General features: G+C 72.6%; 24 protein-coding genes. 16 read left to right on the forward strand and 8 right to left on the reverse strand.

What is annotated here, in order from left to right; genetic code table 11:
- Window positions 1–45 precede the first annotated feature (45 nt).
- Window positions 46–2,493: a penicillin-binding protein gene (locus ACZ7CH_RS23770; protein ID WP_470374882.1), complete on the reverse strand. Its 2,448-nt coding sequence runs from the start codon at window positions 2,491–2,493 to the stop codon at window positions 46–48.
- A gap of 216 nt (window positions 2,494–2,709) precedes the next feature.
- On the opposite strand from ACZ7CH_RS23770, the gene ACZ7CH_RS23775 reads away from it, so the two are divergent.
- Both ACZ7CH_RS23775 and ACZ7CH_RS23780 read left to right on the forward strand, forming a co-directional pair.
- Window positions 2,710–3,516 (forward strand): lysozyme, encoded by an 807-nt coding sequence (locus ACZ7CH_RS23775; protein ID WP_360392938.1) that lies wholly within the window; start codon window positions 2,710–2,712, stop codon window positions 3,514–3,516.
- Window positions 3,517–3,519: 3 nt separating this feature from the next.
- Window positions 3,520–3,957 (forward strand): hypothetical protein, encoded by a 438-nt coding sequence (locus tag ACZ7CH_RS23780; RefSeq protein WP_360392940.1) that lies wholly within the window; start codon window positions 3,520–3,522, stop codon window positions 3,955–3,957.
- Window positions 3,958–4,020: 63 nt separating this feature from the next.
- On the opposite strand, the gene ACZ7CH_RS23785 is transcribed toward ACZ7CH_RS23780, so the two are convergent.
- Window positions 4,021–4,389, reverse strand: coding sequence for a hypothetical protein (locus ACZ7CH_RS23785; protein WP_360392943.1), 369 nt, complete (start codon window positions 4,387–4,389; stop codon window positions 4,021–4,023).
- Between the two features lie 215 nt (window positions 4,390–4,604).
- Between ACZ7CH_RS23785 and ACZ7CH_RS23790 the strand changes: the two genes are divergently transcribed.
- The 4 genes from ACZ7CH_RS23790 to ACZ7CH_RS23805 are packed head-to-tail and all read left to right on the forward strand — an operon-like array spanning window position 4,605 to window position 9,025.
- Window positions 4,605–6,209, forward strand: coding sequence for a hypothetical protein (locus ACZ7CH_RS23790; protein WP_470374883.1), 1,605 nt, complete (start codon window positions 4,605–4,607; stop codon window positions 6,207–6,209).
- Window positions 6,206–6,958: a hypothetical protein gene (locus ACZ7CH_RS23795; RefSeq protein WP_470374884.1), complete on the forward strand. Its 753-nt coding sequence runs from the start codon at window positions 6,206–6,208 to the stop codon at window positions 6,956–6,958. Before ACZ7CH_RS23790 ends, ACZ7CH_RS23795 begins: the two co-directional genes overlap by 4 nt.
- A gap of 13 nt (window positions 6,959–6,971) precedes the next feature.
- Window positions 6,972–7,859: a DUF3152 domain-containing protein gene (locus ACZ7CH_RS23800; protein WP_458431441.1), complete on the forward strand. Its 888-nt coding sequence runs from the start codon at window positions 6,972–6,974 to the stop codon at window positions 7,857–7,859.
- Complete coding sequence (locus ACZ7CH_RS23805) at window positions 7,856–9,025, forward strand: glycosyltransferase (protein ID WP_470371135.1); 1,170 nt, start codon at window positions 7,856–7,858, stop codon at window positions 9,023–9,025. Before ACZ7CH_RS23800 ends, ACZ7CH_RS23805 begins: the two co-directional genes overlap by 4 nt.
- Here the strand turns inward: ACZ7CH_RS23805 and ACZ7CH_RS23810 are convergent.
- Window positions 8,997–9,350 (reverse strand): STAS domain-containing protein, encoded by a 354-nt coding sequence (locus tag ACZ7CH_RS23810; protein WP_470374885.1) that lies wholly within the window; start codon window positions 9,348–9,350, stop codon window positions 8,997–8,999. The genes ACZ7CH_RS23805 and ACZ7CH_RS23810 overlap by 29 nt on opposite strands.
- 332 nt (window positions 9,351–9,682) lie before the next feature.
- Here ACZ7CH_RS23810 and ACZ7CH_RS23815 point away from each other — a divergent pair, with 332 nt between their 5' ends.
- From ACZ7CH_RS23815 to ACZ7CH_RS23825, 3 genes are all read left to right on the forward strand, one after another.
- Window positions 9,683–9,919 carry a hypothetical protein gene (locus ACZ7CH_RS23815; RefSeq protein WP_360392957.1) on the forward strand — a complete coding sequence of 79 codons (237 nt, stop codon included), beginning with the start codon at window positions 9,683–9,685 and terminating at the stop codon, window positions 9,917–9,919.
- A 139-nt stretch (window positions 9,920–10,058) separates the two neighbouring features.
- Window positions 10,059–10,370 carry a hypothetical protein gene (locus tag ACZ7CH_RS23820; protein WP_360392960.1) on the forward strand — a complete coding sequence of 104 codons (312 nt, stop codon included), beginning with the start codon at window positions 10,059–10,061 and terminating at the stop codon, window positions 10,368–10,370.
- 332 nt (window positions 10,371–10,702) lie between these two features.
- Window positions 10,703–10,891 (forward strand): hypothetical protein, encoded by a 189-nt coding sequence (locus tag ACZ7CH_RS23825; RefSeq protein WP_360392963.1) that lies wholly within the window; start codon window positions 10,703–10,705, stop codon window positions 10,889–10,891.
- A 9-nt stretch (window positions 10,892–10,900) separates the two neighbouring features.
- Here the strand turns inward: ACZ7CH_RS23825 and ACZ7CH_RS23830 are convergent, their stop codons facing one another.
- The 3 genes from ACZ7CH_RS23830 to ACZ7CH_RS23840 all read right to left on the reverse strand — a co-directional run bounded on the left by ACZ7CH_RS23830 (window position 10,901) and on the right by ACZ7CH_RS23840 (window position 14,031).
- Window positions 10,901–12,424 carry an anti-sigma factor antagonist gene (locus ACZ7CH_RS23830; protein ID WP_470374886.1) on the reverse strand — a complete coding sequence of 508 codons (1,524 nt, stop codon included), beginning with the start codon at window positions 12,422–12,424 and terminating at the stop codon, window positions 10,901–10,903.
- 235 nt (window positions 12,425–12,659) lie between these two features.
- Entirely contained in the window at window positions 12,660–13,703 is a 1,044-nt protein-coding gene (locus tag ACZ7CH_RS23835) for a TerC/Alx family metal homeostasis membrane protein (RefSeq protein WP_470371133.1), read from the reverse strand.
- Window positions 13,704–13,824: 121 nt separating this feature from the next.
- Window positions 13,825–14,031: a CsbD family protein gene (locus tag ACZ7CH_RS23840; RefSeq protein WP_470371132.1), complete on the reverse strand. Its 207-nt coding sequence runs from the start codon at window positions 14,029–14,031 to the stop codon at window positions 13,825–13,827.
- A 245-nt stretch (window positions 14,032–14,276) separates the two neighbouring features.
- Between ACZ7CH_RS23840 and ACZ7CH_RS23845 the strand changes: the two genes are divergently transcribed.
- From ACZ7CH_RS23845 to ACZ7CH_RS23865, 5 genes are all read left to right on the forward strand, one after another.
- Window positions 14,277–14,429 carry a hypothetical protein gene (locus tag ACZ7CH_RS23845; protein WP_360392972.1) on the forward strand — a complete coding sequence of 51 codons (153 nt, stop codon included), beginning with the start codon at window positions 14,277–14,279 and terminating at the stop codon, window positions 14,427–14,429.
- Between the two features lie 95 nt (window positions 14,430–14,524).
- Window positions 14,525–16,042, forward strand: coding sequence for an FAD-dependent oxidoreductase (locus ACZ7CH_RS23850; protein ID WP_470374887.1), 1,518 nt, complete (start codon window positions 14,525–14,527; stop codon window positions 16,040–16,042).
- Window positions 16,039–17,058: a carotenoid biosynthesis protein gene (locus tag ACZ7CH_RS23855; RefSeq protein ID WP_470374888.1), complete on the forward strand. Its 1,020-nt coding sequence runs from the start codon at window positions 16,039–16,041 to the stop codon at window positions 17,056–17,058. The genes ACZ7CH_RS23850 and ACZ7CH_RS23855 overlap by 4 nt, the downstream gene beginning before the upstream one ends.
- Window positions 17,055–18,173, forward strand: coding sequence for a glycosyltransferase family 2 protein (locus tag ACZ7CH_RS23860; RefSeq protein WP_470374889.1), 1,119 nt, complete (start codon window positions 17,055–17,057; stop codon window positions 18,171–18,173). The genes ACZ7CH_RS23855 and ACZ7CH_RS23860 overlap by 4 nt, the downstream gene beginning before the upstream one ends.
- A gap of 1 nt (window position 18,174) precedes the next feature.
- Entirely contained in the window at window positions 18,175–19,647 is a 1,473-nt protein-coding gene (locus ACZ7CH_RS23865) for a phytoene desaturase family protein (RefSeq protein ID WP_470374890.1), read from the forward strand.
- Here ACZ7CH_RS23865 and ACZ7CH_RS23870 read toward each other — a convergent pair.
- The gene (locus tag ACZ7CH_RS23870; RefSeq protein WP_458431451.1) at window positions 19,609–20,322 is read right to left on the reverse strand and encodes a CDP-alcohol phosphatidyltransferase family protein; all 714 of its coding nucleotides are present in this window, start codon (window positions 20,320–20,322) and stop codon (window positions 19,609–19,611) included. The genes ACZ7CH_RS23865 and ACZ7CH_RS23870 overlap by 39 nt on opposite strands.
- A 55-nt stretch (window positions 20,323–20,377) precedes the next feature.
- Between ACZ7CH_RS23870 and ACZ7CH_RS23875 the strand changes: the two genes are divergently transcribed.
- Window positions 20,378–21,217: a YhjD/YihY/BrkB family envelope integrity protein gene (locus ACZ7CH_RS23875; protein ID WP_360392986.1), complete on the forward strand. Its 840-nt coding sequence runs from the start codon at window positions 20,378–20,380 to the stop codon at window positions 21,215–21,217.
- The gene (locus tag ACZ7CH_RS23880; protein ID WP_470371127.1) at window positions 21,202–22,545 is read left to right on the forward strand and encodes a cryptochrome/photolyase family protein; all 1,344 of its coding nucleotides are present in this window, start codon (window positions 21,202–21,204) and stop codon (window positions 22,543–22,545) included. Before ACZ7CH_RS23875 ends, ACZ7CH_RS23880 begins: the two co-directional genes overlap by 16 nt.
- Before the next feature lie 4 nt (window positions 22,546–22,549).
- Here the strand turns inward: ACZ7CH_RS23880 and ACZ7CH_RS23885 are convergent, their stop codons facing one another.
- The gene (locus tag ACZ7CH_RS23885) at window positions 22,550–22,990 is read right to left on the reverse strand and encodes an SRPBCC family protein (protein WP_360392992.1); all 441 of its coding nucleotides are present in this window, start codon (window positions 22,988–22,990) and stop codon (window positions 22,550–22,552) included.
- Between the last annotated feature and the right edge of the window lie 2 nt (window positions 22,991–22,992).

The raw sequence follows: 22,992 nt of genomic DNA on the forward strand, positions 1-22,992 counted from the left end.
CGAGCACGGCCCGCACCCGAGCTGAGACCACCGGCGAGAACCGCGTCAGCCGGTGGGCGCGGAGGACGGTGGCTCCTCCGCCGGCGAGGACACCGGTGCCACCGGCTCCGGCCGCGGCGCGGTCGTCTCCGGAGTCGTCGGCGCCGCCGGGGCCGGCCGGGGAGCGCCGTTGCTGACCGACAGCGTCACCGCCGTGCCGCGGATCGCGATCCCCTGCGGCGACTGGGAGATCACCGAGCCGGACGGCTTCGTCGAGCTGACCGACACCGTCGACACCTGGTACCCGGCCTCGCGCAGCATCGCCGTCGCCTTCTCCAGGTCCGCGCCCACCACGTCCGGGATCTTCTGCTGCTGGTCGCCGTGCCGGTAGCGGTCCTCCACCTCCGGCAGCGGCTTCTCCGGCAGGTCCGCGTGCACCGTCATCATCGTCTGGTACCAGGTGGCCGCGGGAGCCGTGCCGCCGTAGATGTTGCCCTCCGGGCACAGCCGCGGCGGGCCCGAGCTGATGCAGATGCCCTGCGGCGAGGTGCTGTCGTTGAACACCTGCACGGCACCCGCGTAGTCGGGGGTCGCGCCGATGTACGCGGCGGACTTGTACTCCTCGGTCGTGCCGGTCTTGCCCATCATCGGGCGCGTCCAGCCCGCCTGGCGCGCGGCGTACGCCGTGGTGCCCATGCCCTTGTTGTCCTCGCTCAGGCCGACGGCCAGCGCGTTGGCGAGCGGTTCGGCCACGGCCTGCTCGCACGGCGGCTTGACCAGCTCCACGGGCTTGCCGTCGCGGTCGTAGACCTTGCGCACCGGCGTGGGCTTGCACCACTTGCCGCCGCTCATGATCGTCGCGGCGACGTTCGCGAGCTCCAGGGTGCTCGACGGGGCCGGGCCGAGGGTGAACGACGCGTTGGCGTTGGCCTTGTAGTACTCGGCCTGGGAGACGCGCAGCTCCTTGACGGCCTTGGGGTCCGGTGCCACACCGGCGATGTTCGTGGCCATCGTCTTGCGCATCCCCAGCCGGGAGGCCATGTCCACCACCGCGTCCAGGCCCGTCTTCTCCTCCAGGATCACGAACGCCGTGTTCGGCGAGGTCGCGAGGGCCTGGCGCAACGGCATCTGCGGCGGGTAGCGGTCGTTGTGGTTCGACAGGCAGTACCAGTAGGTGTTCGGCTCCCCGGTCGACGGGCAGGACGCCGCGCCGCCCTTGAACACCCGCGAGGTGTAGGAGTTGGGGGAGGGGATGACCGTGTCGATGCCGATGCCCTTCTCCAGCGCGGCAGCCGCGGTGAACACCTTGTACACCGAGCCCGTGCCGAACTTGTTCTCCACACCGCTGGGCAGGTCGAACTGGGTCTGGAACTTCTCCTTGTCGAGGCCGTAGTCGCGGTTGGCCACCAGCGCCACGACCTCGTGGGAGTCCTTGCCGGGCTTGACGATCGCCATGGTGTTGGCCACGCCCGGCGTGTTCTTGGGCGCCTGCGCCTCGACCGCCTGCTTGGCCTGCTCGGTGATCTTCGGGTCCAGCGTGGTCTCGATGCGGTACCCGCCGATCTTGAGCTCCTCCAGGTTGAACCCGGCCTCGGTCAGGTACTCGATGAGGAACGAGCAGAAGAAGCCGTGCGACGGCCCGGCGCCGACGCACCCGGTCTGCAGCGGACGGACGGGTTCCTGCAGCCCGAGGGGCGCGGCCTTGTGCCGTTCGGCCTCCTCCTTGGGCAGCTTGTTCTCCGCCACCATCGCGTCGATGACGATGTTCCTGCGCTGCAACGCCTTGTCCGGCCGCGCCTCCGGGTCGAGCGCGGTCGGGCTGTTGACCATGCCGGCGAGCGTGGCCGACTGCGTGACCGTCAGCTTGTCCGGCGTCGTGTCGAAGTACGCCTGCGCGGCGGCACCGATGCCGAAGATCGTCGAACCGAACGGCACCAGGTCGAGGTAGCGGGAGAGGATCTCGTCCTTGCTCAGCGCCACCTCCAGCCCCACCGCGATCCGCGCCTCCCGCAGCTTGCGGGACAGGCTCTGCTCCTGCGCGTCCTGCTGCGCGCCCTTGTCGGTGCGGGCCAGCACGTGCACGAGGTAGTTCTTCACGTACTGCTGGGTCAGCGTCGACGCGCCCTGCTCCACCTCACCGCTGGCGTTGTTGCGCGCGGCGGCCCGTAGCGTCGCGAGCCAGTCGACGCCGTTGTGCTCGTAGAACCTGCGGTCCTCGATCGCGAACAACGCGTCCTTCATGTGCGACGAGATCTTGTCCGGTGGCGTGCGCACCCGGTACTGGTCGTACAGGTACGCGATCGGCGTGCCGTCCTTGTCCACCACCGTCGTCATCAACGGCGGCTGGGTGTTCAGCATCTGGGCCAGTGTGGACTTCACCTGGTCGCTGATCCGGTTCGACACCGTGCCGATCGTCCCGGCGGCCGGGAAGAGGAGCCCCGCCACCAGAAGGCCGGCCACCAGGCACAGCCCGGCGAGCTTTCCGACGCACGAAGCGATCCTCCTGCGGTCCACTGTCGACTCCCCTCGATGGTTCGGCCTCCGACGGTTACCCGCCGTCCCCGTGATCAGGCGCCCGCTTCGAATGAACCCGGTCCGCGAAACCGGTCACCGAGAGTGCTTTCCGGGCCGTCCGTCCACCCGCTCGTGTCAACCCGTGGGTGTCCGGTTTTTCCGTTACCGGCACGGGTAGCTGGCCATCAGACGATTCACACACGGGGAGGAAGTCCAATGCCGTCGCAACCAAGTGCTGGCCACCTCGTACTTCGCGCCGCCGCGGTCGCGCTGGTCGTGGGCGCGCTGTGCACCGCGCCCGCACAGGCGTCAGAAGGCGCCGAGGACCACTTCGCGGGCTCGCAGATCGCCAAGCACGAGGGCACCGGCGAGATGCTCATGACACCACCGGACCTCGGCGTGGGCCGGGTGGACGGGATCGACGTCAGCAGCCACCAGGGTGCCGTCGACTGGGGACACTGGTGGAACAACGGCAAGCGGTTCGCCTACATCAAGGCCACCGAGGGGACGAACTACAAGAACCCCAACTTCACCCAGCAGTACAACGGTTCCTACAACGTCGGCATGACCAGGGGCGCCTACCACTTCGCGTTGCCCGACCGCTCCGACGGCGCCACGCAGGCGCGGTACTTCGTCGCGAACGGCGGCGGCTGGTCGCGTGACGGCCGCACGCTCCCGGGAACGCTCGACATCGAGTACAACCCCTACGGCGGCGACACCTGCTACGGCCTGAGCCCCGCCGCGATGGTGGGCTGGATCAAGAGCTTCAGCGACACCTACCAGGCGCTCACCAAGCGCTGGCCGGTGATCTACACCTCGACGCTGTGGTGGGACAGGTGCACCGGCCGCACCGGTGACTTCAGCTCCACGAACCCGTTGTGGGTGGCCAGGTACGCGCCCTCGGTGGGCCCGATGCCGTTCCAGTGGCCGTTCCACACGATCTGGCAGTTCACGTCCTCACCGATCGACCAGAACGTCTTCAACGGCGGCGCCGACCGGCTAGCCGCACTGGCCACAGGATGAGCCATGAGCCTCTCGGCAAGCAGGTCGAACCTCATCTTGCTCGTGTTCCTCGCCGTGGTCTTCGCGGTGTCGTCGACACTCGTGGTGATCTCGGTGGTGCACATCGAGCGAACCGGCCTCGTGGTCGAGGGGATCGAGGACGGGTCGGTCGTGCCCGTCTCGGCGATGCGCAACGTCAGCGTCTCCGCGAGCGACCCCAGCGTGCTGAACGAGGTGGAGGTCCTCGTCGACGACACCGTGGTCGCGACACGACGGGTCGGCGAACGGCTGGTGCTGAACGAGGTCAAGCTCGCGGAGGGCGACCACGTGCTGGTCGTCCGCGCCCCCAGCCCGACGTCGCTGTCGCTGACCGCGGAGGTCGCGTTCGAGTTCACCGTGGACAACACCTCGGAACCGTGGCGGGCCGGGCTCCAGGTGAGCACGCCCGCCGGCGGCTCCTGACAGGTGCCGGGTCTGTGCCGAGGTCCCGTTCGACGGGCGTCCCGCCCGTGCTCCCGGGCCGCCTCAGGCGTCGGCGGTCTCCGCGCACGCCACCACGGCGCGCGCGAGGTCGGCCGCGCGGTGCATCGCCTCCGCGTAGAGCGCCATCAGGCCCAGCGACTCGACGTGCCCGGCCAGCTCGCCGGTGTCGGCCACGTCGAGCCGGGTCTGCGCGGTGGCGCGCACGATCGAGGCCGTGGCGGCACCCATCCGCTGCGACAGTGCGGCGATGGCGCGCATGACGTCCTCGGCGTCGGCAGGGCTGATCGGCACCTCGGTGTCGTCGCCGACCAGGAGCCGTCCGAGGTCGGCGTCCCACGTGGCCGCCGCCGTGCACAGGGCGGTCGTGAACGGCCGCCAGTCGGCGTTGTCGAGTGCTCCGTGTTCGCTCACCGCATCCACCTCCAACCGGATTTGAACCGGGATACCCGAGGGTCACCGCCCTGCGCCCCCGTGACGGATGAACCGTCCACCAGAATTGATGACACTCCGTGAGGAATTCACTAGAGCGAGTGCATACCTGGTCCGGAACGACTGAATGGCCAGGTCGCGGGTACCTGCCGACCACGACACGACCACAGCCCACGTTCAGGGAAAGGACAGGGGCAATGGCTATCGACGAACTCCTGAACGAGGGCCACGACGGCTTCCGCACCCGCTGGCCCGGCTACGACCGCGCGCAGGTCGACGAGGCGTTCGCCCGCCTCGAGGAACAGCTGGAGGTCGCCTGCGCCGACCGCGACGCCGCCCTCGCCACCGCGGAGGACCTCGCCCGGCACCTCGAGGAAGCCCGCTCGGAGCTCACCGAGTACCGCATGATCCACGCGGGGCACAGCAAGGAGAACGCCGTCTCCGGCTGCATCCGCTACCTGCTGCACGTCGCCCGCCGCAAGGCGGAGGAGATCGAGACCGACGCCCGCGCCCGCGCCGAGAACGCCGTGCAGCGCGCCGAGGAGGCCGCCGGCCGGCACGCCCGGCTCCTCGACGAGACCGAGCAGGAGACCCAGCGCCGCCTCGCGGAGGCGAGCCAGCGCGCCCGGCAGATCGTAGGAGAGGCGCTGGAGCAGTCCCGCTCCCTGCTCGCCGATCTCGGGGAACGGCAACGGTTGCTGGACCAGTGGTACACCGAGCTGGCGACCGTGCAGGGCCTGCCACTGCCCCGGCAGGCGGAACCGGAGCGGAAGCCGGGGGAGCAGGCACGTGCCGCGTGGGAGGAGCCCGGGCTGGGGGAGGCCGGGGTGGACGAGTCGCGCCGGGACGAGCTCCAGCGGGGTAGGGACGACCGGGGTGAGTCCGGGATGGACGGTTCCCGCCGGGACGAGCTCGCGCGGAGTGGGATCGGCCGGGGTGGGTCCGGAGTGGACGAGATCCGGCGAGGTGAGTCCGGGGTGGGTGAGTCCGGTGTGGACGAACCCGGGTCGGGGAAGACCGGACGGGCGGAGCCGGGGCGGGTGAGGCCGGGTTCGACCGAGCTCGCACCGGCTGCGCTTGTGCGGACCGAGGCCGAGGACGCGAAGCCCGCGGTGGTGCGGCGCAGGCTGCGCAGGTCGGCGCTGGCCGAGCCCGCGTGGGCTGAGGTCGCGGTTCCCGAGCCCGCACAGGCCGAGTCGACGCTGACGATGGCCGCGTTGACCGAGCCCGCGGCTCCCGAGTCCGCGCCGCTCGAGTCGACGCTGACCATGGCCGCGGCGACCGAGTCCGCGTCGATCGAGCCCGCACCGGCTGGGACCGCGCTGGCCGCGGCTGCGCCGTCCGCGCCGCTCGACTCCGCTCCGGCCATGGCCGCGCTGACCGAGACTACCCCGGGCCTGCCCCTGCTGGACGAGCCCGCACCCGCGCCGGCCGAGTCGACGCTGGCCGACCCGGCCCTGGTCGAGAAGCTGTTCACCCACCCCGCACCGACCGACATCGCCCAGCCCGACACCGCTCAGTCCGACGCCGCACCGGCCGAGACGACGCTGGCCGACCCGGCCCTGGTCGAGAAGCTGTTCACCCACCCCGCCCAGCCCGACACCGCTCAGTCCGATGTCGCTCAGTCCGACGCCGCACCGGCCGACTCCACGGCCACCGAACCCGGCGCAGAACCCGGCACCGAGCCTGGCGCCGAACTCGACGCCGACCCCGCGTCCGGCCCCGCCGCCGTCACCGCGCCGCCCGAGGCGCCCGCCGAGACCACCCGCACCACCACCGACCCGCTGAGCGTGACCCGATGACCGCCATCGCCGACCGCCCCACCACCGACGACCTCACCACCGACGACCTCACCACCGACGACCTCACCGCCGACCCTGCTGACGTCACCGCGACCTGCGTCGTCGTCGACCTCCAGGACTGCGGCGGCACGGGCGTCCGCTGGGCGGCCACGTGCGCCGAGGCGTTGGGCGTCGGCCTGGTGGTGCGGGCCGGGAACGCCCCGCACCGCGTGGCACAGCTCCTGGAGGGCCACCCGGACCTGACCGTCCACGTCGAACACCCCGACCAGCCACCCGCGCGCTGGGAAGGCGGCTTGGTGGTCATCTCCCGCGCGACCGCCCAGGCCGCGCCGCCGCTCGCCGGACGGGACTGCCGCGACGTCGTGGTGGTGTGCGGGGAACCCGCCGCGCTCGCCGGGCGCTACGGTGTCGTGACCGCGGTCATCGACCCCGTGGGTGGTGAAGGTGTGCTGCGGCGGGCGGTCGTGCACTGCCGGGCGCGCCGGGCCACCCGGTTGCGGGTGCTGACGCGGCCGTACGCCGGTGTCGTCGACTCGCTCGACGCCGCCGACGTCGTCCACTCCGCGTGCCCGGACGTGATCGTCGAGCTGGTGCACGAGACCAGGTCCGTCGACGACGAGACCCGGCTCTACCCGAGCGACCTGCTCGTGGTGTCCGGGCGGGAACGCGGGCCGGCGGAGGGTCTGCAACCGGCCGCGCTCGCGGCCTTGCACCGCGCACCCTGCCCGGTGCTGTTCAGCTGCTCATGACGGGGGAACACCGATGACCACCGGCAGGATCGTCATGTACGTCTTCGCCGCGATGCTGGCGGGGGTGACGCTCGGCCTGCTGAGGAGCTGGCCGCCATCGGACGTGCAGAACGGTGTCGCGCAGCCCCAGGTCCCGGTGATCGACTCGCGCATCTCCGTGCGCCCTGGACCCTCCTCGACCAGCACGCCGCCGAGCCCGTCGAGCACACCGAGCCCGGCGCCCGGCACCGAGGTCCTCGCGCTCACCAGCCCGGACACCCCGAAGCCGGGACCCGACCTGCCGCCCGGCGAGTACGTGCGCGAGACGGGCGAGGGCTGGTGGCGGACCATCGCCGGCACCACCCCGCAGGTCGGGCGCGGGCAGGTGCACACCTACTCGGTCGAGGTGGAGCAGGGCGCGGTGCTGCCCTCGCAGCACCAGCCGTTCGCCGCCGCCGTGGACGCGGCGCTGGCCGACCCGCGCGGGTGGACGGCGTCGGGGACCGTCGCCTTCCGCCGGGTCGACGTCGAGGAACCCGACGTGCGCATCCGGCTCACCGCACCGGCGACCGCCAGGGCCACCTGCGGGTTCGAGCTGCCCTACGACACGTCCTGCTACATCGACGGGGTCGTGTACGTGAGCGCTCCGAGGTGGTTCCGCGGCGCCGAGTCGTTCGGGGGAGACCTGGCGGGCTACCGGAAGTACCTCGTCAACCACGAGGTGGGGCACCACCTCGGTCACGGCCACGAGGTCTGCCCGCAGGACGGCGCGCTCGCGCCGGTGATGATGCAGCAGACCCTCTCCGTCTCGAACGACCGGCTCGCCGAGGTCACCGCCGCCACCCCGCAGGGCAGGACGGTGCCGCGCGACGGCAGGACGTGCCGGCCCAACCCGTGGCCGAACCCGGAGGTGACCAGGTGAAGATCGCGATGGTCTCGCTGCAGACCAACCCGTTGACCGCACTGACCGACCCGGATGCGGCCGGCCCGCGCCTGCACGTCGCGAAGCTCGCCGAGGCGCTGCGCCGGCAGGGCCACGAGGTGACCGCGTACACCCGCCGGACCGACCGCAGGCTGCCGCAGCGGGTGCGCGTCGCCGACGGGTTCGCCGTCGTGCACCTGCCGGCCGGCCCGGAGCAACCGCTGGAGGAGGACGTCGTCGTCGCGCACATCGGGGAGTTCGTGCGGCGGCTGCAGGGGTGCTGGTCCGGTGCGGCGGCACCCGACGTCGTGCACGCCCACCACTGGACGTCGGGGCTCGCGGCGGTGCTCGCCACCCGGTCGAGTGGAATCCCGGTCGTGCAGAGCTTCCACGCACCCGTCGGCGGCGACTCCGCCGGACCGGAGCGGCTGGTCGGGCGCACGGCAGCGGCCGTGATCGCCACGTCCGGGCACGAGGTGGACGAGCTCGTCCGGCTGGGCCTGCGCCGCTCCGCGATCACCACGGTGCCGTGGGGTGTCGACGCGGACGTCTTCACGCCGACCGGCCCGGCCGCACCGCGCACCGGGATGTGCCGCGTTCTCGCGGTGAGCGAGCTCGGCCCCGACGCGGGGGTGGACGACCTCATCGGCGCGCTGCCCGCGGTGGCGTGGACCGAGCTCGTCGTCGCCGGCGGCGCGGACGGCCCCGAGCTGCGCCGGCTGCGCGCCCTGGCCGTCAAGCTCGGCGTCGCCGACCGCGTCACCTTCCGCGGCCCCGTCCCGCACGCGGAGCTGCCCGCCCTCTACCGCTCCGCGGACGTCGTGGCGTGCCCGCAGCGGCGCGAACCGTTCGGCGTGGCCGCGCTGGAGGCGATGGCCTGCGGTGTGCCGGTCGTGGCCTCGGCGGTGGGCGGCCTGGCCGAGAGCGTCGTGCACGGCGCCACCGGACTGCTCGTGCCACCGCGGGAACCCGGCCTGCTGGCACGGGCGCTGCGGTCACTGCTGCGCGACGACGTCCGGCGCCAGGAGCTCTCCTTCGCAGCCCAGGACCGCGCCCGCGTGCGCTACGCGTGGGAGCGGGTGGCGCTGGAGACGGCCACGACCTACGAACGGGTGATGTCCGCGAGCGGACCGGTGGTCACTCGGTGGCAGAAGACGCCGGTGTGAACGCCCCGACCGCGGCGGGCACGTCGGCGAACATCGTCAGCAGCTCGTGCAGCCCGGTCATCTCGATGGGCTGCCGCGCGGCGCGTTCGCTCGCCACGACGCCGAACGCGACCCCGGACTCCGCCGCGAGCCGGTTGACCGCCACGAGCACGGACAGGCCCGCCGAGTCGAAGAACTCCACCGCGAGCTCCAGCACCAGACCCCGCGGGCGCGCCTCCAGCTCCTTCGCCAGTGCGCCGTGCACCTGGTCGGCGTTGGTCATGTCGACCTCGCCGGCCAGCCGCACGACGGCGACACCGTCCTGCGCCGAGACCGCTATCCGCATCACCAGTCCGCCTTCCGCTCCCGACAAGCATCCCGGTCGCGGACGCGCGATGCACGACCGGTGTCCGTGACGACGCGGGCCGGCGGCCGGCGGCCGGCGCACCGGCCATCCCCGCCGCCATTTCCGGCACCAGTCCGGTTCCTGTGCCGAAAATTCCCCAAACGCGGGAAACGCAAGATCACTCGATCGAGTGGTGAATTGTATTCGTTCACACCATCGCGTGATGTCTGATTTTGCGTTCCGAGAGCACTTGGATACGGTTCTCGCGGAGTTGCGGCCGGTTCGATTTTCTCGGCGCATTCCGATCGATTCAATCACTCAAGGAGATTTTCGTGCTGAAGAAGGCAGGGGCGGCCGTCGCTATCGCGGGCGCTTTCCTCGGTTTCGGTTCGCAGGCGCTGGCCGACACCCCCGAGCTGGACATCACCGACCAGGTGGGTGTTGCGGACCTGAACGACTCCGAGGTCCTCAGCGACCTCAACGCCTGCTTCATCGACGTCAACGTCATCGCGGTGCCGGTCCTGTCGGACAACGACAGCGGTCTGTGCGGCAACCCCGACGACAAGTGACGCGACGGCGCAACCCAGGTTGCGCCGTTGTCGTGGGTGGGAGCGGGGCCGAGGCCGGGGTGCCGCACTCCGTTCCCCTTCTCCAGCACCTGCACGTAGTCAGACCCAACCACGAGTGCTCGAAGAGGAGCGATTCTCCATGCTGAAGAAGACTGTTGCCGCTGCTGTTGTCGGTGCTGCTTTCCTGCTGGTCGGCACGCCGGCGTTCGCGGGTGAGTCCGAGGACTTCGGCCACATGATGGCGATGGCCGCCGAGTACGACCACACCCACCAGGTCGGCCTGCTGAACCTGGAGGACTCCGAGGTCCTCAGCGACATCAACGTCTGCCACGTCGACGTCAACGTCATCGCGGTGCCGATCCTCTCGAACAACGACAGCGGCGTCTGCGCGAACCCGGACACCGACATCGACGTGGTCGAGGCCCACGCCCACGACGGCGACGACGACTGATCGTCTGACCGCTGCGTGACCCCGACCGTTTCGGCGATGTCCGGACGTCCGGTTCCGTTTTCTCGAAGACGACGCGGGTGACCTGGGCGAACATCGCGACTGAGGTCGGCGGGTGCCGGTTCGCGGTTCAGCGGACCGGTGGTCCCCACCAAGCAGCGCCCGGCTGGGCAAACCAGCCGGGCGCTGCTTCGCGTTCGGAACCCGTAGATTTGCCGGTGACCTCCGCAGCCGGGCAACGACATTGTTCCGCTTGCCACGACGTGGCGTCACCCGATCTCGCGGTTTGCAGGTTTTCGGTCCTTTTCCGCGATTCTTGCCGCCACAATGTCCGCATGACTGGTACGCCGATCTTCGATGAGCTGTACGCCAAGTACGTCACCGGCGCGCCTCGCGCCGGGGCGGCGGTCGCGGAACGGCCCGTCCTGCCTCCTCCGGCGACGGCGAGAGACGAGCGACAGCACCCGCCCGCGGCGCAGCACCACCACGCGGCCAAGCACGAGGCGTTCGTGTGGCCGAGCTGAGCACCCGGTTCAGTCGGACTTCGTCGTGACACCCCGGCACGCCGCGACCCGTTCGTAGACCGCCACGGCCTCCCTCGCGATCCGGTCACCGCAGTAGCGCGCCAGCACCCGGTCACGTCCGGCGACGCCGAACTCCTCCCGCCAGGTGTCGTCGGCCAGCAGCCGCCGCAACGCCCTGGCCAGTGTGGCGGGCTTGCCGGCGGGCACGTGCAGGCCGGTGACGTTGTGCACCACGACGTCGAGCAACGCGCCGACCGCGGTGGCCACCACCGGGACGCCGCACGCCATCGCCTGCAACGCCGCGACACCGAACGGTTCCGCCGACGGCACGCACACCACGGCGTCGGCCGAGCGCAGCAGTCGCGGCAGCTCGGCCCGCGGCACCGCGCCCGCGAACACCACCCGGTCCCGCACGCCGAGCCGGCCCGCCAGCTCGCGCAGGTCCGCGTCGTCACCGCAGTTCCCGGCGACCACCAGCTCGGTGTCGTCCATCGTGGACACGGCGGTGAGGGTGTCGGCGACCCCGCCGCGGTGCGCCGGCCCGCCGGTCACGAGGACCCGCCGCAGGGCGTTGCGCACCGCAACCGGGCCCTCGGGGCGGAACAGCACCGGGTCGACCCCGCACGGCAGCACGGAGACCTGCGTGCGGCGCAACCCCAGCCGCCACAGCTCCTGCGCCTCCTGCGCGCTCATCGCCACGATCGCCGACGCCCTGTGCGCGACCAGCACCTCGGCATCGGCCCGCCGGCCGGTCCGCTCCGCCCCCACCGCGGTGTACGTGTGCACGACCGGGACCCCGACCAGGTGGGCGCCGATCACGCCCACCAGCGCGGAGGTCCAGTGGTGGGTGTGCACCACGTCCGGCGGACGCGCCCGCCACTCCCGCGCCAGGAACTCCGCGAACTCGCCGAGGTGCGGCACGGTCTCGTCCTCGGTGAGCGGGTGCTGTGGCCCGGCCGGCACGTGGACGACGTCGTAGCCCTCGGCGGTCCGCACGCGGTCCAGGGGTGAGGGGCCGTTCCGCCGGGTGTAGACCACCACCTCGTGACCCAGCCCGCTCAACGCGGCCGACAGCTGTCCGACGTGCGCCCCCTGCCCGTGGTCGGCCACCAGCGGGCTTGCCTGCTCCGACACCAGGGCGACGCGCATGCGCCGCACCACCGCCGGGCCGGCCGAGCGGAACGCGTCGAGCAGCGTCCGGTGCCGCGGCACGAGGTCGGCGAGGCCGCTGACCTCCAGCGCGTGCAGCACCTCCGGCCCGGCGGCGACCAGGTGCAGCGGAACGCCCCGGTTCGCCGTCTGGTCGTGCGCGTCGAGCAGGGCGCCGACCCCGCACGGGCTGAGCGAGACGACCTGTCCCAGGTCCACCAGCAGGGCACGGGGTTGCTGCTCGGCCTGTGCGGTCAGCTCGGCCGCCAGTGCCGGGGCCGCGGTTGTATCCACTTCGCCGGCCACGGCGATCACGGTGATCCCGTCGTGCGACGTCGAGTGGAGCGACCAGCGGTCGGTCAGCCCTGGAACGGGGTGCGGCATCTCGGGTTCTCCCTCGCACGAGGCCGGTCACCGAGCTGCAGGCTCAACTCGCACGTCAGGTCGTCAGGACTCCGAACCTAGGCCCGGAACGGCAGGGCCCACAACTCGACGTGCGACTGTCACCCGGGAGAGGTGCGCACTTCCGCCCGACCGGGAGGAAGGGGTCACGCGTGGTGATCTCGACGCGGGAGGCAAGTCCACTGTGGAGTGTCCAAGAACCGGCCCGCCGCAACGGTCAGCGACGCGCCCGGTCGTCTTCCTCGCGCCGGGTCCGTCCGGCGGACGCGCGCCGGGTCCGCAGCGAGGCGGGGCGGGCCTTCGCGGACGGGTCGCGCTTGGTCTTGACCAGGCTCGCCACCGTGACCACCAGCAGCACCACGGCGATGACCCCGAGGCTGAGCAGCGTGGGGATCTCCGGGACGCTCTCGTCGACGTCCTCGTGCAGCCACTGCAGGATCAGCTTCACGCCGATGAAGGCGAGGATCAGCGACAGCCCGACCGACAGGTACACCAACCGGTCCAGCAACCCCTGCACGAGGAAGAACAACGCGCGCAACCCGAGCAGCGAGAAGGCGTTCGCGGCGAAGACGACGTAGGGCTGGGCGGTGATGCCGAAGACCGCGGGGATCGAGTCGAGCGCGAACAGCAGGTCGATGGTCCCGATCGCCACCAGCGCCACGAACAGCGGCGTGACCATGCGCTTGCCGTTGTCGCGGGTGAACAGCTTGCCGTCCACGTAGTCGTCGGTCACCGGCAGCACCCGGCGCGAGGTCTTGACCACGACGTTGTCCTCGATGTCGGGGTCCTCGTCGCGGTGGCGGAACAGCTGGACCGCCGTGTAGATCAGCAGCAGCCCGAACAGCAGGAACACGAACGAGAACAACGACAGCAGCGTGGCGCCGAGCGCGATGAAGATCGTCCGCATGATGAGCGCGAGCACGATGCCGAACGTGAGCGCCTTGTGCCGGTGCTGGTCGGGCACCGCGAACGTCGACATGATGATGACGAACACGAACAGGTTGTCGACCGACAGGCTCTTCTCGACCAGGTAGCCGACGAAGTACTCCGAACCCGGCCCGCCGCCGTAGTGCAGCGTGAACCAGACGCCGAACCCGAGGGCCACCGCCACGTAGAACACCGACCATGCCGTCGCCTCGCCGAACCCGACGTGGTGCGGGCGCTTGGCCGCGACGAGCAGGTCGACCGCGAGCAGCAGCACGACCAGACCGACCGTCACCGCCCAGGTCAGAAAGCTGATGTCGAGCTGCTGGGCGTTCATGGGGCCGTCGCCGTTCGCGTGTCCATGTCGCACCGGGTTCCCGGTGACCGGTGTCCGCGAACCTCCGTGCTCCCCGCGAGCGGGTGGGACACCCCGGCGCGGGCGTCCCGGCTCGCTCCGGTTACTTCTTGAGGTTCTTCGTGACGCTGTCGACGATGCCGCCGACCGCGTCCTTCACCTTCTCGACACCGTCCTTGAGCGCAGCCTTGGCCTGGTCGGCGCGGCCCTCGTCGGCGAGCCGCTCGTCGCCCAGGGCCTCGCCGGCGGCCTCCTTGGCCTTGCCTCCCAGGTCCTCCGCCTTGTTGCCGAACTTGTCCGCCAGCGACATCGCGTCCTCCTCAGTCGAGTTCCGGATGTCTTGAGGACACGTGCTCCGCGGCGGGCGTCACGCCCTGATCAGGTGAACACCGGGTGAGCGTCGTCACGGGCTGGCCGCGGACCCCTGCATTCCATTATGGACGAATTCGTCGCCGTTCCCGGTTTCCGGTGGGTCCCGCGCGGGAAAGCTGGAGCACCACCGCCTGCCGCCGGCGGGCACAGCACTCGGAGAGTCGCATTCCCATGAACAACCAGATGGTTTCGCAGCGTGCCTCGGCGCAGTCGACGGCGGACGTCGTCGCGGACGGGCTCTTCAGCCACCCGGACGTGCAGCCGGCCACCACGAAGACCGCCGTCGCGGCCAAGCAGGGGTTCTACACCGACCTGTTCCGCGAGCCCACTTCCTGACCAGCGCTTTCGACGTCGCTGACCCGCTCGTCGTGCACACCGGCCCGGTCACCCATACGGTCGACCAAAGGGCTTGGGGCTGGACAGGAGCAGCGGTGAGGGATCGCAAGGCGGTGCGGATCGCCGCGCCCGCGGGACGGCCGGGGTTCACCGACGACGTTCCCGCCGTCGTCGTCGTGGGTGGCGGGATCGCGGGGCTCTCGGCGGCCACCGTGCTCGCCGAGCGCGGCGCGCGGGTGGTGCTGTGCGAACGCGAGGACTACCTCGGCGGGCGGGTCGGCGGCTGGAGCACGCGGCTGAAGGACGGCAGCGAGGTCACGATGACCCGCGGCTTCCACGCGTTCTTCCGGCAGTACTACAACCTGCGCGCGTTGCTCGGGCGGGTCGACCCCGGCGGCAGGGCGCTCACGCCGATGCCGGACTACCCGCTGTGGCACGCCGGTGGCGACCGCGACTCGTTCGCCGGGCTGCCGACGACCGCGCCGTGGAACGTGCTCGCGTTCCTGCGCAGCAGTCCCACGTTCCGGTGGCGCGACCTGCCCGGCATCAACCCGGAGGCGGCGCTCAAGCTGCTGGACGTGTCGGTGCCGGAGGTCTACGACGACCTGGACCGCATCGACGCCGTCGAGTACCTGGAACGCGTCCGGTTCCCGAAAGCCGCGCACGCGCTGGCGTTCGAGGTGTTCTCCCGCAGCTTCTTCGCGCACCCGCGGGACATGTCGGCCGCCGAGCTCGCGGTCATGTTCCACATCTACTTCCTCGGTTCCAGCGAGGGCCTGCTCTTCGACGTCGCCGCCGACCCGTTCCCGCACGGCCTGTGGGACCCGCTGGGATGCCGGCTCGTCGAGCTCGGTGCCGACGTCCGCACCGGCACCGAGGTGCGGTCGGTGGCCCGCGGCGGGAAGCGGCGGTTCACCGTCACCACCGCCGGCGGCACGATCGACGCCGACGCGGTGGTCCTCGCCGCCGAGGTGCCCGGTCTGCGCAAGGTCGTGGCCGCGTCCCCGGACCTGGGCGACGCCCCGTGGCGGGAGCGGATCGCGGCGCTGCGGACCGCACCGCCGTTCCTGGTGTCGCGGTACTGGCTCGACGAACCCGTGGACCGGCCCGGTTTCGTCGGCACGAGCGGGTACGACCTGCTCGACAACGTCAGCGTGCTCGACAACTACGAGCACGAGGCACGGGCGTGGGCGGCGCGCACCGGCGGCTCCGTCGTGGAGCTGCACGGGTACGCCATTCCGGCCGACGTGGACGAGACCGAGGCCCGCCAACGGCTCTGGCAGCAGCTCACCGAGATCTACCCCGAGACCAAACGGGCCACCGTCGTCGACGAACGGCACGAATGGCGCGAGGACTGCCCGCTGTTCCCCGCCGGTGGCTACGAGCACCGGCCGCGGGTGAGCACACCGGACGACTTCGTCGTGCTGGCCGGTGACCTCGTCCGGGTCGACCTGCCGGTCGCGTTGATGGAACGCGCGGCCACCACCGGGTTCGTCGCCGCCAACCAGCTGCTCGGCCGCTGGGGCGTCACCGGCACGGACCTGTGGACCGTGCCGTCCGAGGGCCGCGTGCCGCTGCTGCGCGCCGCGGCCCGCCGGCGGAGGTCCGCGTGACCGCGGCCGGGCAGCCGGTCGGCAGAGGGGCCACCGGCGCACGGGCGGCGGCAGCGGTCGCGTGGCTGTTCGGCGCGCTGGTGGTGCTGGCGCAGATCGTCTACTCCATGACCGACCCGGCCGACCGCCTGTTCACGACGGTCGGCTCGGTGCTCGCGTTCGCCGTCGCGTCGGTGTGCGACGCGTACGCGCGGTTCGGCCCGCGTGCGGCGGGGCTGCTGGTGGCCGTCGCCGGTGGTGGCGGTCTGCTGGCCGAGACGATCGGCGTGCACACCGGGTTCCCGTTCGGCGACTACCGCTACACCGGCACGCTGGGCCTGGAGGTCGCCGGAGTGCCGGTGGTCGTGCCGCTGGCCTGGGTGATGATGTGCTGGCCCGCGCTGCTCGCCGGCCGGGCGCTGGCGCGGTGGCTGCGCGCGGACCGGCCGGTGTGGCCGGTGGTCGCGCTCGGTGCGTGGGCGCTGGCGGCGTGGGACGTGTTCCTGGACCCGCAGATGGTCGACGCCGGCCACTGGGAGTGGGCGCACCCCACCCCTGCGCTGCCCGGTGTGGCCGACGTGCCGCTGACGAACTACGCGGGCTGGCTGCTGGTCGCCGTGCTGATGATGACCGCGTTGCAGCGCACCGTCGGGGAGGCGCGCGAGCTGCACCGGGTGCCGCTGGGGCGGCGGGTCGTGGAGCTGATCCGGACGCGCGAACCGGTGCCCCACCGGGGCGTCGGGACGCGGTCGGGTGAGCTGGACCGGGCGTCGGTGCCGCACCGGGCTGCCGAGGCGCGCCGGTCGGGTGAGCTGGACCGGGCGCCGGTGCCGCACGCGGCGGCCGAAGCGCGCCGGTCGCACGAGCTGGACCTGCGGTCCGGACCGGCGCCGGTGCTGTACCTGTGGACGTACGGGTCGTCGGTGTGGGCGCACACGGCGTTCTTCGGCCGCCCCATGGTGTCCGTGGTCGCCGGCCTGCTGATGGGTGCGGTGGCGGTGCCGTTCGCGGTGGCGCTGTGGCGAGCGCACCGATGAGGCGGCTGGTCACCGCGGCGGTGCGCGGTGCCGCTGTCGGGGCCGTTGCCGCCGCCGTGCACACCGTGGTCAACGCGCGGCTGATGCGCGTGCCGCCCGCCGACCCGCGCGAGTGCGTGGAACCGGTGTCCGTGCTGGTGCCCGCACGCGACGAGGCCCATCGGATCGCGCCGACCATCCGCTCGGTGCTGGAGCAGGAGGGCGTGCCCGACCTGGAGGTCGTCGTGCTCGACGACGGTTCGGCCGACGGCACCGCCGACGAGGTGCGCCGGGTGGCGGCCGGCGACCCGCGGCTGAAGGTCGTCACCGGTGACGGGCCACCCGCCGGGCTGCCGGGCAAGCCGCACGCCTGCGCGCAGCTGGCCGAGCTGGCCCGCGGGCGGGTGCTGGTGTTCGTCGACGCGGACGTCGTGCTCGCCCCGCACGCGGTGGCCGCGGCCGTGGAGCTGTTGCGCGCCAACCGGCTCGACATCGTCTCGCCGTTCCCGCGGCAGCTCGCCGACGGTGCCGTGACCCGGCTCGTGCAGCCGCTGCTGCAGTGGTCGTGGCTCGTGTTCCTGCCGCTGCGGCTGGCCGAGACCTCGCCGCGGCCCGCGCTGTCCGCGGCCAACGGCCAGTTCCTCGTCGTGGACGCCGAGGCCTACCACCGCTGCGGTGGCTTCGCCGGTGTCGCCACCGCCGTGCTCGACGACATCGCGCTGATGCGGGCGGTCAAACGCAGCGGCGGCCGCGGTGTGGTCGTCGACGGCAGCACGGTGGCGGCCTGCCGGATGTACGAGGACTGGGCGGACGTGCGGCAGGGCTACGAGAAGTCGCTGTGGTCGGCCACCGGCACCCCGGCGGCGGCGGTCGCCGTGTCGGCGTTGTTCGCCTGGCTGTACGTCCTGCCACCGCTGGCGGCGCTCACCGGGTCGCGCGCGGGTGCGGTCGGGTACGCGGCGGGGGTGCTCAGCCGCGTCGTGGCCGCCCGGCACACCGGTGGCCGGGTCTGGCCGGACGCGCTCGCGCACCCGGTGTCGGTGGGGGTGTTCCTGACCCTGGTCGCCCGGTCGTGGCGGGCCCGGCGGGCGGGCAGCCTGCACTGGAAGGGCCGTTCGTTGAAGGGGAGCAGCTGACGTGGCACGGGTGGCGGTCATCGGCGCGGGCATGGGCGGACTGGCGGCGGCCGCACGGCTCGCGAAGGCCGGGCACGAGGTCACGACGTTCGAGCAGGCGGCCGGGCACGGCGGCAAGCTCGGCACGGTGCGGCGCGGCGGTTTCACCTTCGACACCGGGCCTTCGTTGCTGACCCTGCCGCACGTCTACCGCGACCTCTTCGCCGCCACCGGCGCCCCGCTCGACGACCTCGTCGACGTCGTGCCGGTGGAACCGACCTGCCGCTACCGCTTCCCCGACGGCTCCGAGCTCGACCTGCCGCACGCCGAGAAGCAGGTGGACGACGCCATCGCCGACGCGTTCGGACCGCAGGCCGCCCGGCAGTGGCGCGCGGTGATGACCGACGCGGAACGGTTGTGGGACCTCGTCGGCGAACCGGTGCTGCAGAACCCGCTCGGCGGTGTGCGCGACCTCGTGCGCCGCTCGGCGAGCGTCCGCGACCTGATGGCGATCGCGCCGTGGCGCACGCTGCGCGGGGTGGGGGAGCGGCGGTTCACCGACTCGCGGCTGCGCATGCTGCTCGACCGCTACGCCACCTACAGCGGGTCCGACCCGCGCCGCACCCCGGCGCTGATGACGGTCGTCCCGTTCATCGAGCAGCGGTTCGGCGGCTGGTACGTCCGCGGCGGGCTGCGCCGGCTCGGCGACGCGTTGTTCGAACGCTGCGCCGAGCTGGGCGTGCGCTTCCGGTTCGACACACCGGTCGTCGGCGTCGACACCGACGCGAGCGGCGTCACCGGGGTGCTGCTGCCCGGCGGCGAACGGCACCGCGCCGACGTCGTCGTGTCCGATGTGGACGCCGAACACCTCTACGGCGAGCTGCTCACCGAACGGCGCGCCCGCCGCCCGCGCCGGATGCTCGCCAAGACCCAGCCGTCGCTGTCGGGGTTCGTGCTGCTGCTCGGGCTGCGGGGCCGGACACCGGACCCGGCCCACCACCGCGTGCTGTTCCCCGCCGACTACGACGCCGAGTTCGACGCGATCTTCGGCAGGCACCCGCACCCGGTGACCGACCCGACGGTCTACGTGTGCGCACCGGACGACCCCGCCGTGGCACCCGAGGGCGACGAGGCGTGGTTCGTGCTGGTCAACGCGCCCCGGCAGGGCCCGGTGGACTGGACGGAGCCGGGGCTGGCCACCGCCTACGCCGACCGCGTCCTGCGGGTGATGGCCGACCGCGGCCTCGACGTGCGCGACCGGGTGCGGCTGCGGGAGATCCGCACCCCGGCCGACTGGGCCCGCGACACCGGCTCGGTCGGCGGGTCGATCTACGGCTCGTCGTCCAACGGGCCGCGGGCGGCGTTGCTGCGCCCGGCCAACCGGTCGCCGGTACCGGGGTTGTTCCTCGTCGGCGGCTCCGCCCACCCCGGCGGCGGGCTGCCGCTCGTGGCGATGTCAGCGCAGATCGTCGCTCGGCTGGTGGGCCCGGCTTGACCCGGTCCACGGTCGGCCGGCGAGCTCCCGCCGGACACCGGCCGCGAGCTGACCGAACCCCACGACCGCGCACACCGCCCACAGCACCACCGACACCGCCGCCCAGCCCCACCCGGTGACGGGCGTGCCACCGGGCGACAGGGCCGTTCCCGCGCAGGCGACCGCGACCACGACCACCCGCGTCGGCCGCTCCGCGACGGTGATCGCACCCGCCGACGTCATCCCCACGGCCTGCGCCTTGGCCCGCGCGTACTCGTGCAGCAGCAACGACATCGCGATCCCGGCACACCACCACGCCTGCGCCCCGAGCACCAGCAGCACCAGCACCAGGCACACGTCGGCCAGCCGGTCGGCGACCGCGTCGACCACCGCACCCAGCGGCCGCACCCGGCCGGTGCGCAGGGCGACCGCGCCGTCCAGCCCGTCGAGCACCCCGGTGCCCACCACGAGCAGCAACGCCAGCAGGGCCCACCACCCGCCCGCCGCGGCGGCACCGACGGCACCCAGGGCGACGACGACACCGGCCGCGGACAACACGTCGGGGTGGACCCGGTCGAACGGGCGGGCCAGCGCGTGCACGAACCGCAGCCAGCCGACGACCAGCCGGCTGCCGGACACGTCCTCGCCGTGCACCCGCGACCACTCGGCGACGGGATTTCGCTCAGCACCGGTCACAACCACAACCGTAGGCGGAGGGGTGACATCACGCAGGTTCGGGTACCTCCCGATCATGCAGGTACTCCGCGCTGTGGTGGCAGCCACCCGCTCGGCGCTGCACGGCCGGGACCTCCTGCTGTGGGCGGCCGGTCTGACGTTCTTCGCCGGCCTGGGCCTGGTCCCGCTGCTGCTGCTGGCCCTGCGCGGCGCGGCACTGCTGTTCGGGCCCGGGTTCGTGCTCGACAGCGCCCGCCTGCTCGGTGACGCGCTCCCGGCGGCCGCGCGGAACCCGACCGAGGGGCTCGTGCGGCTGGCCGAGGCGGCGGTGACCGCGCCGTGGCCGCTGCTGGCGGCGTCGTTGCTGCCCGCGTCGCTCTACGGCGAGGGGCTGCGCCGCGGCCTGGGCCAGGCGGCCGGTGAGAAGGTGACCAAGTGGACCGGGTGGGCGGGCCGCATCGCGTTCCTGCCGGTGCTCGCGCTGGCGCCGCTGCTGATCGCGCTGCCGCTCGCGGTGACCCCCGTCGTCGCCCCGCTGTACGCGGAGGGCGGCTGGTCCGCGGTGCTCGGGGTCGTGCTGTCGTTCCACGCCGACCTCGTGCCGGTCTGCGCGACCGTCGGCCTGGTGTTCGCCCTCGCCGGACCCGTCGACCTGCCTGCCAGGACGAGCTTCGCGGCCGGTGTCGCCGTCGGCGCGGTCCTCACCGGCTTCCTGCACGGGTTCGTGCTGTTCCTCGCCATCCCGGTGGACTGGGCGATCCCCTACGGCGGCCTGGCCGGTCCCGGCGTCGTGGCGGCGCTCGCGCTGTGGCTGTTCCTGCTGCACGCCCTGCTGTTGTTCGGGTACCGGGCGACACTGAGCACGCACGAGGTGCTCACCGCCCAGCCGCAGGGGGTTCGTTGCCCGTCTCGCTAGCGCTCTTCACGCGCGACCTCCGCGTGCACGACAACGCGATGCTCACCGCCGCGGCCACCGCCGGCGAGGTGCTCCCGCTCTTCGTGGTCTCCCGCACGGACTTCGCCGGGCCGAACCGGGCCGCGTTCCTCACCGGCTGCCTGCGCGACCTCGCCCGCGGCCTCGCCGACCGGGGCAGCGCACTGGTCGTCCGGCACGGCGACCCCGCGGCCGTCGTCGCGAACCTGGTGCGGGAGCACGACATCACCCGCGTCCACGTGTCCGCCGACGCGAGCGCATACGCCCACCGCCGCGAGCGCGCCCTGCGCGAGGCGGTGGGGGACCGGCTCGTGGTGCACGACGACGTCGTTCCCGCCGTGGCACCGACCGGTCCGTTCGAGCCGGTCTTCACACCGTTCTTCCAGCGCTGGAACGAGGTCCCGCCACGCACCCCGCTGCCCGCACCCGGCGGCCTGCGGCTGCCCAGCGTCGACCCCGGCGAGCTCCCCTCGGCCGAGACCTTCTCCCGCGGCATCCCGGCACCCGGCCTGCCACCCGGCGGCGAACGCCACGGCCGGGCCCTGCTGGACTCCTGGGCGCGAACCGGAGTGCACCGGTACGCCGACGACCGCGACGACCTGGCCCGCCAGGGCTCGTCACACCTGTCCGCACACCTGCACTTCGGCTCGCTCTCCGCGGCCGAGACCCGTCACGCCGTCGGCGCGCACGCCGGCCAGTTCGTGCGCCAGCTGGCGTGGCGCGACTTCTACCTCCGGGTCCTCGCCGCACGACCGGACGCCGCGTGGCAGGACTACCGCGACCGCGGTGACCGGTGGCGCCACGCCCCGGCCGACCTGCTCGCCTGGCAACGGGGCCGCACCGGCTACCCGGTCGTCGACGCCGCCATGCGCCAGCTCACCACCGAGGGCTGGCTGCCCAACCGCGCCCGCCTGCTGGCCGCGAGCTTCCTCTGCAAGACCCTGTACCTCGACTGGCGGCCGGGCGCCGCGTTCTTCCTGCACCACCTCGTCGACGGCGACCTCGCGAGCAACCAGCTCAACTGGCAGTGGGTGGCGGGAACCGGCACCGACACCCGCCCCGGCCGGGTGTTCGACCCGGTGTGGCACGGCGAGCAGCACGACCCGGACGGCGCCTACGTCCACCGGTACGTGCCCGAGCTGCGGTCCGTGCCCGGTCCGCTCGTGCACCGGCCGTGGGAGCTCGACGCGTCCGTCCGCAGTGGACTCGACTACCCGGGACCCGTGGTGGGGCTGGAAGAGGGGTACGCGCGGTTCGTCAGCGCCCGCAGGAAGCACAAGCAGGGCAAACAGCAGAACCGCAGGCGCTGACCGCTCAGGCCGCCGCCGCGCCGAACAGCCCCGCCAACCGGTCGAGCGACCGCTTCATCGCCACCTCGTTCCGCCGGGGAATCCCGGACAGCCCGAGCAGCCACGCCGTGCGCGCGGTCGACCAGTCGAACGTCTCGGTCACCTCGGTCGTGCCGTCGCCGAGCGGGACGAGCCGCCACCGCCACCGGTGGCCGTTGAAGTGGCGCCAGGCGATGAGCCGGTCCTCCTCGAACTCCACCACGGTGTTCTCGATCCGGTACGCCACACCGATGCGCATGTCCATGCCGAAGGTCGCGCCGAGCGACAACCGGGCCGGCGCGCCCGGCCGGGGAGCGCGCACCGTACCCGACCCGTCGATCAGCGGGTGCTTCGCCGGGTCCGCCAGCAGGTCGAAGATCCGCTCCGCCGCCGCGGGCACCGTCCTGGTCACCGAGGTGCTGCGCACCG

Source organism: Lentzea sp. NPDC037011, assembly GCF_055607425.1.

What these genes read in the sequence shown, in the direction of transcription:
- ACZ7CH_RS23790 (WP_470374883.1), top strand. Translation starts at nt 4,605, where the DNA reads ATGGCTATCGACGAACTCCTGAACGAGGGCCACGACGGCTTCCGCACC.
- ACZ7CH_RS23875 (WP_360392986.1), top strand. Translation starts at nt 20,378, where the DNA reads ATGCAGGTACTCCGCGCTGTGGTGGCAGCCACCCGCTCGGCGCTGCAC.
- ACZ7CH_RS23830 (WP_470374886.1), bottom strand. Translation starts at nt 12,424, where the DNA reads ATGCCGCACCCCGTTCCAGGGCTGACCGACCGCTGGTCGCTCCACTCG.
- ACZ7CH_RS23780 (WP_360392940.1), top strand. Translation starts at nt 3,520, where the DNA reads ATGAGCCTCTCGGCAAGCAGGTCGAACCTCATCTTGCTCGTGTTCCTC.
- ACZ7CH_RS23820 (WP_360392960.1), top strand. Translation starts at nt 10,059, where the DNA reads ATGCTGAAGAAGACTGTTGCCGCTGCTGTTGTCGGTGCTGCTTTCCTG.
- ACZ7CH_RS23835 (WP_470371133.1), bottom strand. Translation starts at nt 13,703, where the DNA reads ATGAACGCCCAGCAGCTCGACATCAGCTTTCTGACCTGGGCGGTGACG.
- ACZ7CH_RS23795 (WP_470374884.1), top strand. Translation starts at nt 6,206, where the DNA reads ATGACCGCCATCGCCGACCGCCCCACCACCGACGACCTCACCACCGAC.
- ACZ7CH_RS23825 (WP_360392963.1), top strand. Translation starts at nt 10,703, where the DNA reads ATGACTGGTACGCCGATCTTCGATGAGCTGTACGCCAAGTACGTCACC.
- ACZ7CH_RS23840 (WP_470371132.1), bottom strand. Translation starts at nt 14,031, where the DNA reads ATGTCGCTGGCGGACAAGTTCGGCAACAAGGCGGAGGACCTGGGAGGC.
- ACZ7CH_RS23810 (WP_470374885.1), bottom strand. Translation starts at nt 9,350, where the DNA reads ATGCGGATAGCGGTCTCGGCGCAGGACGGTGTCGCCGTCGTGCGGCTG.
- ACZ7CH_RS23860 (WP_470374889.1), top strand. Translation starts at nt 17,055, where the DNA reads ATGAGGCGGCTGGTCACCGCGGCGGTGCGCGGTGCCGCTGTCGGGGCC.
- ACZ7CH_RS23775 (WP_360392938.1), top strand. Translation starts at nt 2,710, where the DNA reads ATGCCGTCGCAACCAAGTGCTGGCCACCTCGTACTTCGCGCCGCCGCG.
- ACZ7CH_RS23800 (WP_458431441.1), top strand. Translation starts at nt 6,972, where the DNA reads ATGACCACCGGCAGGATCGTCATGTACGTCTTCGCCGCGATGCTGGCG.
- ACZ7CH_RS23845 (WP_360392972.1), top strand. Translation starts at nt 14,277, where the DNA reads ATGGTTTCGCAGCGTGCCTCGGCGCAGTCGACGGCGGACGTCGTCGCG.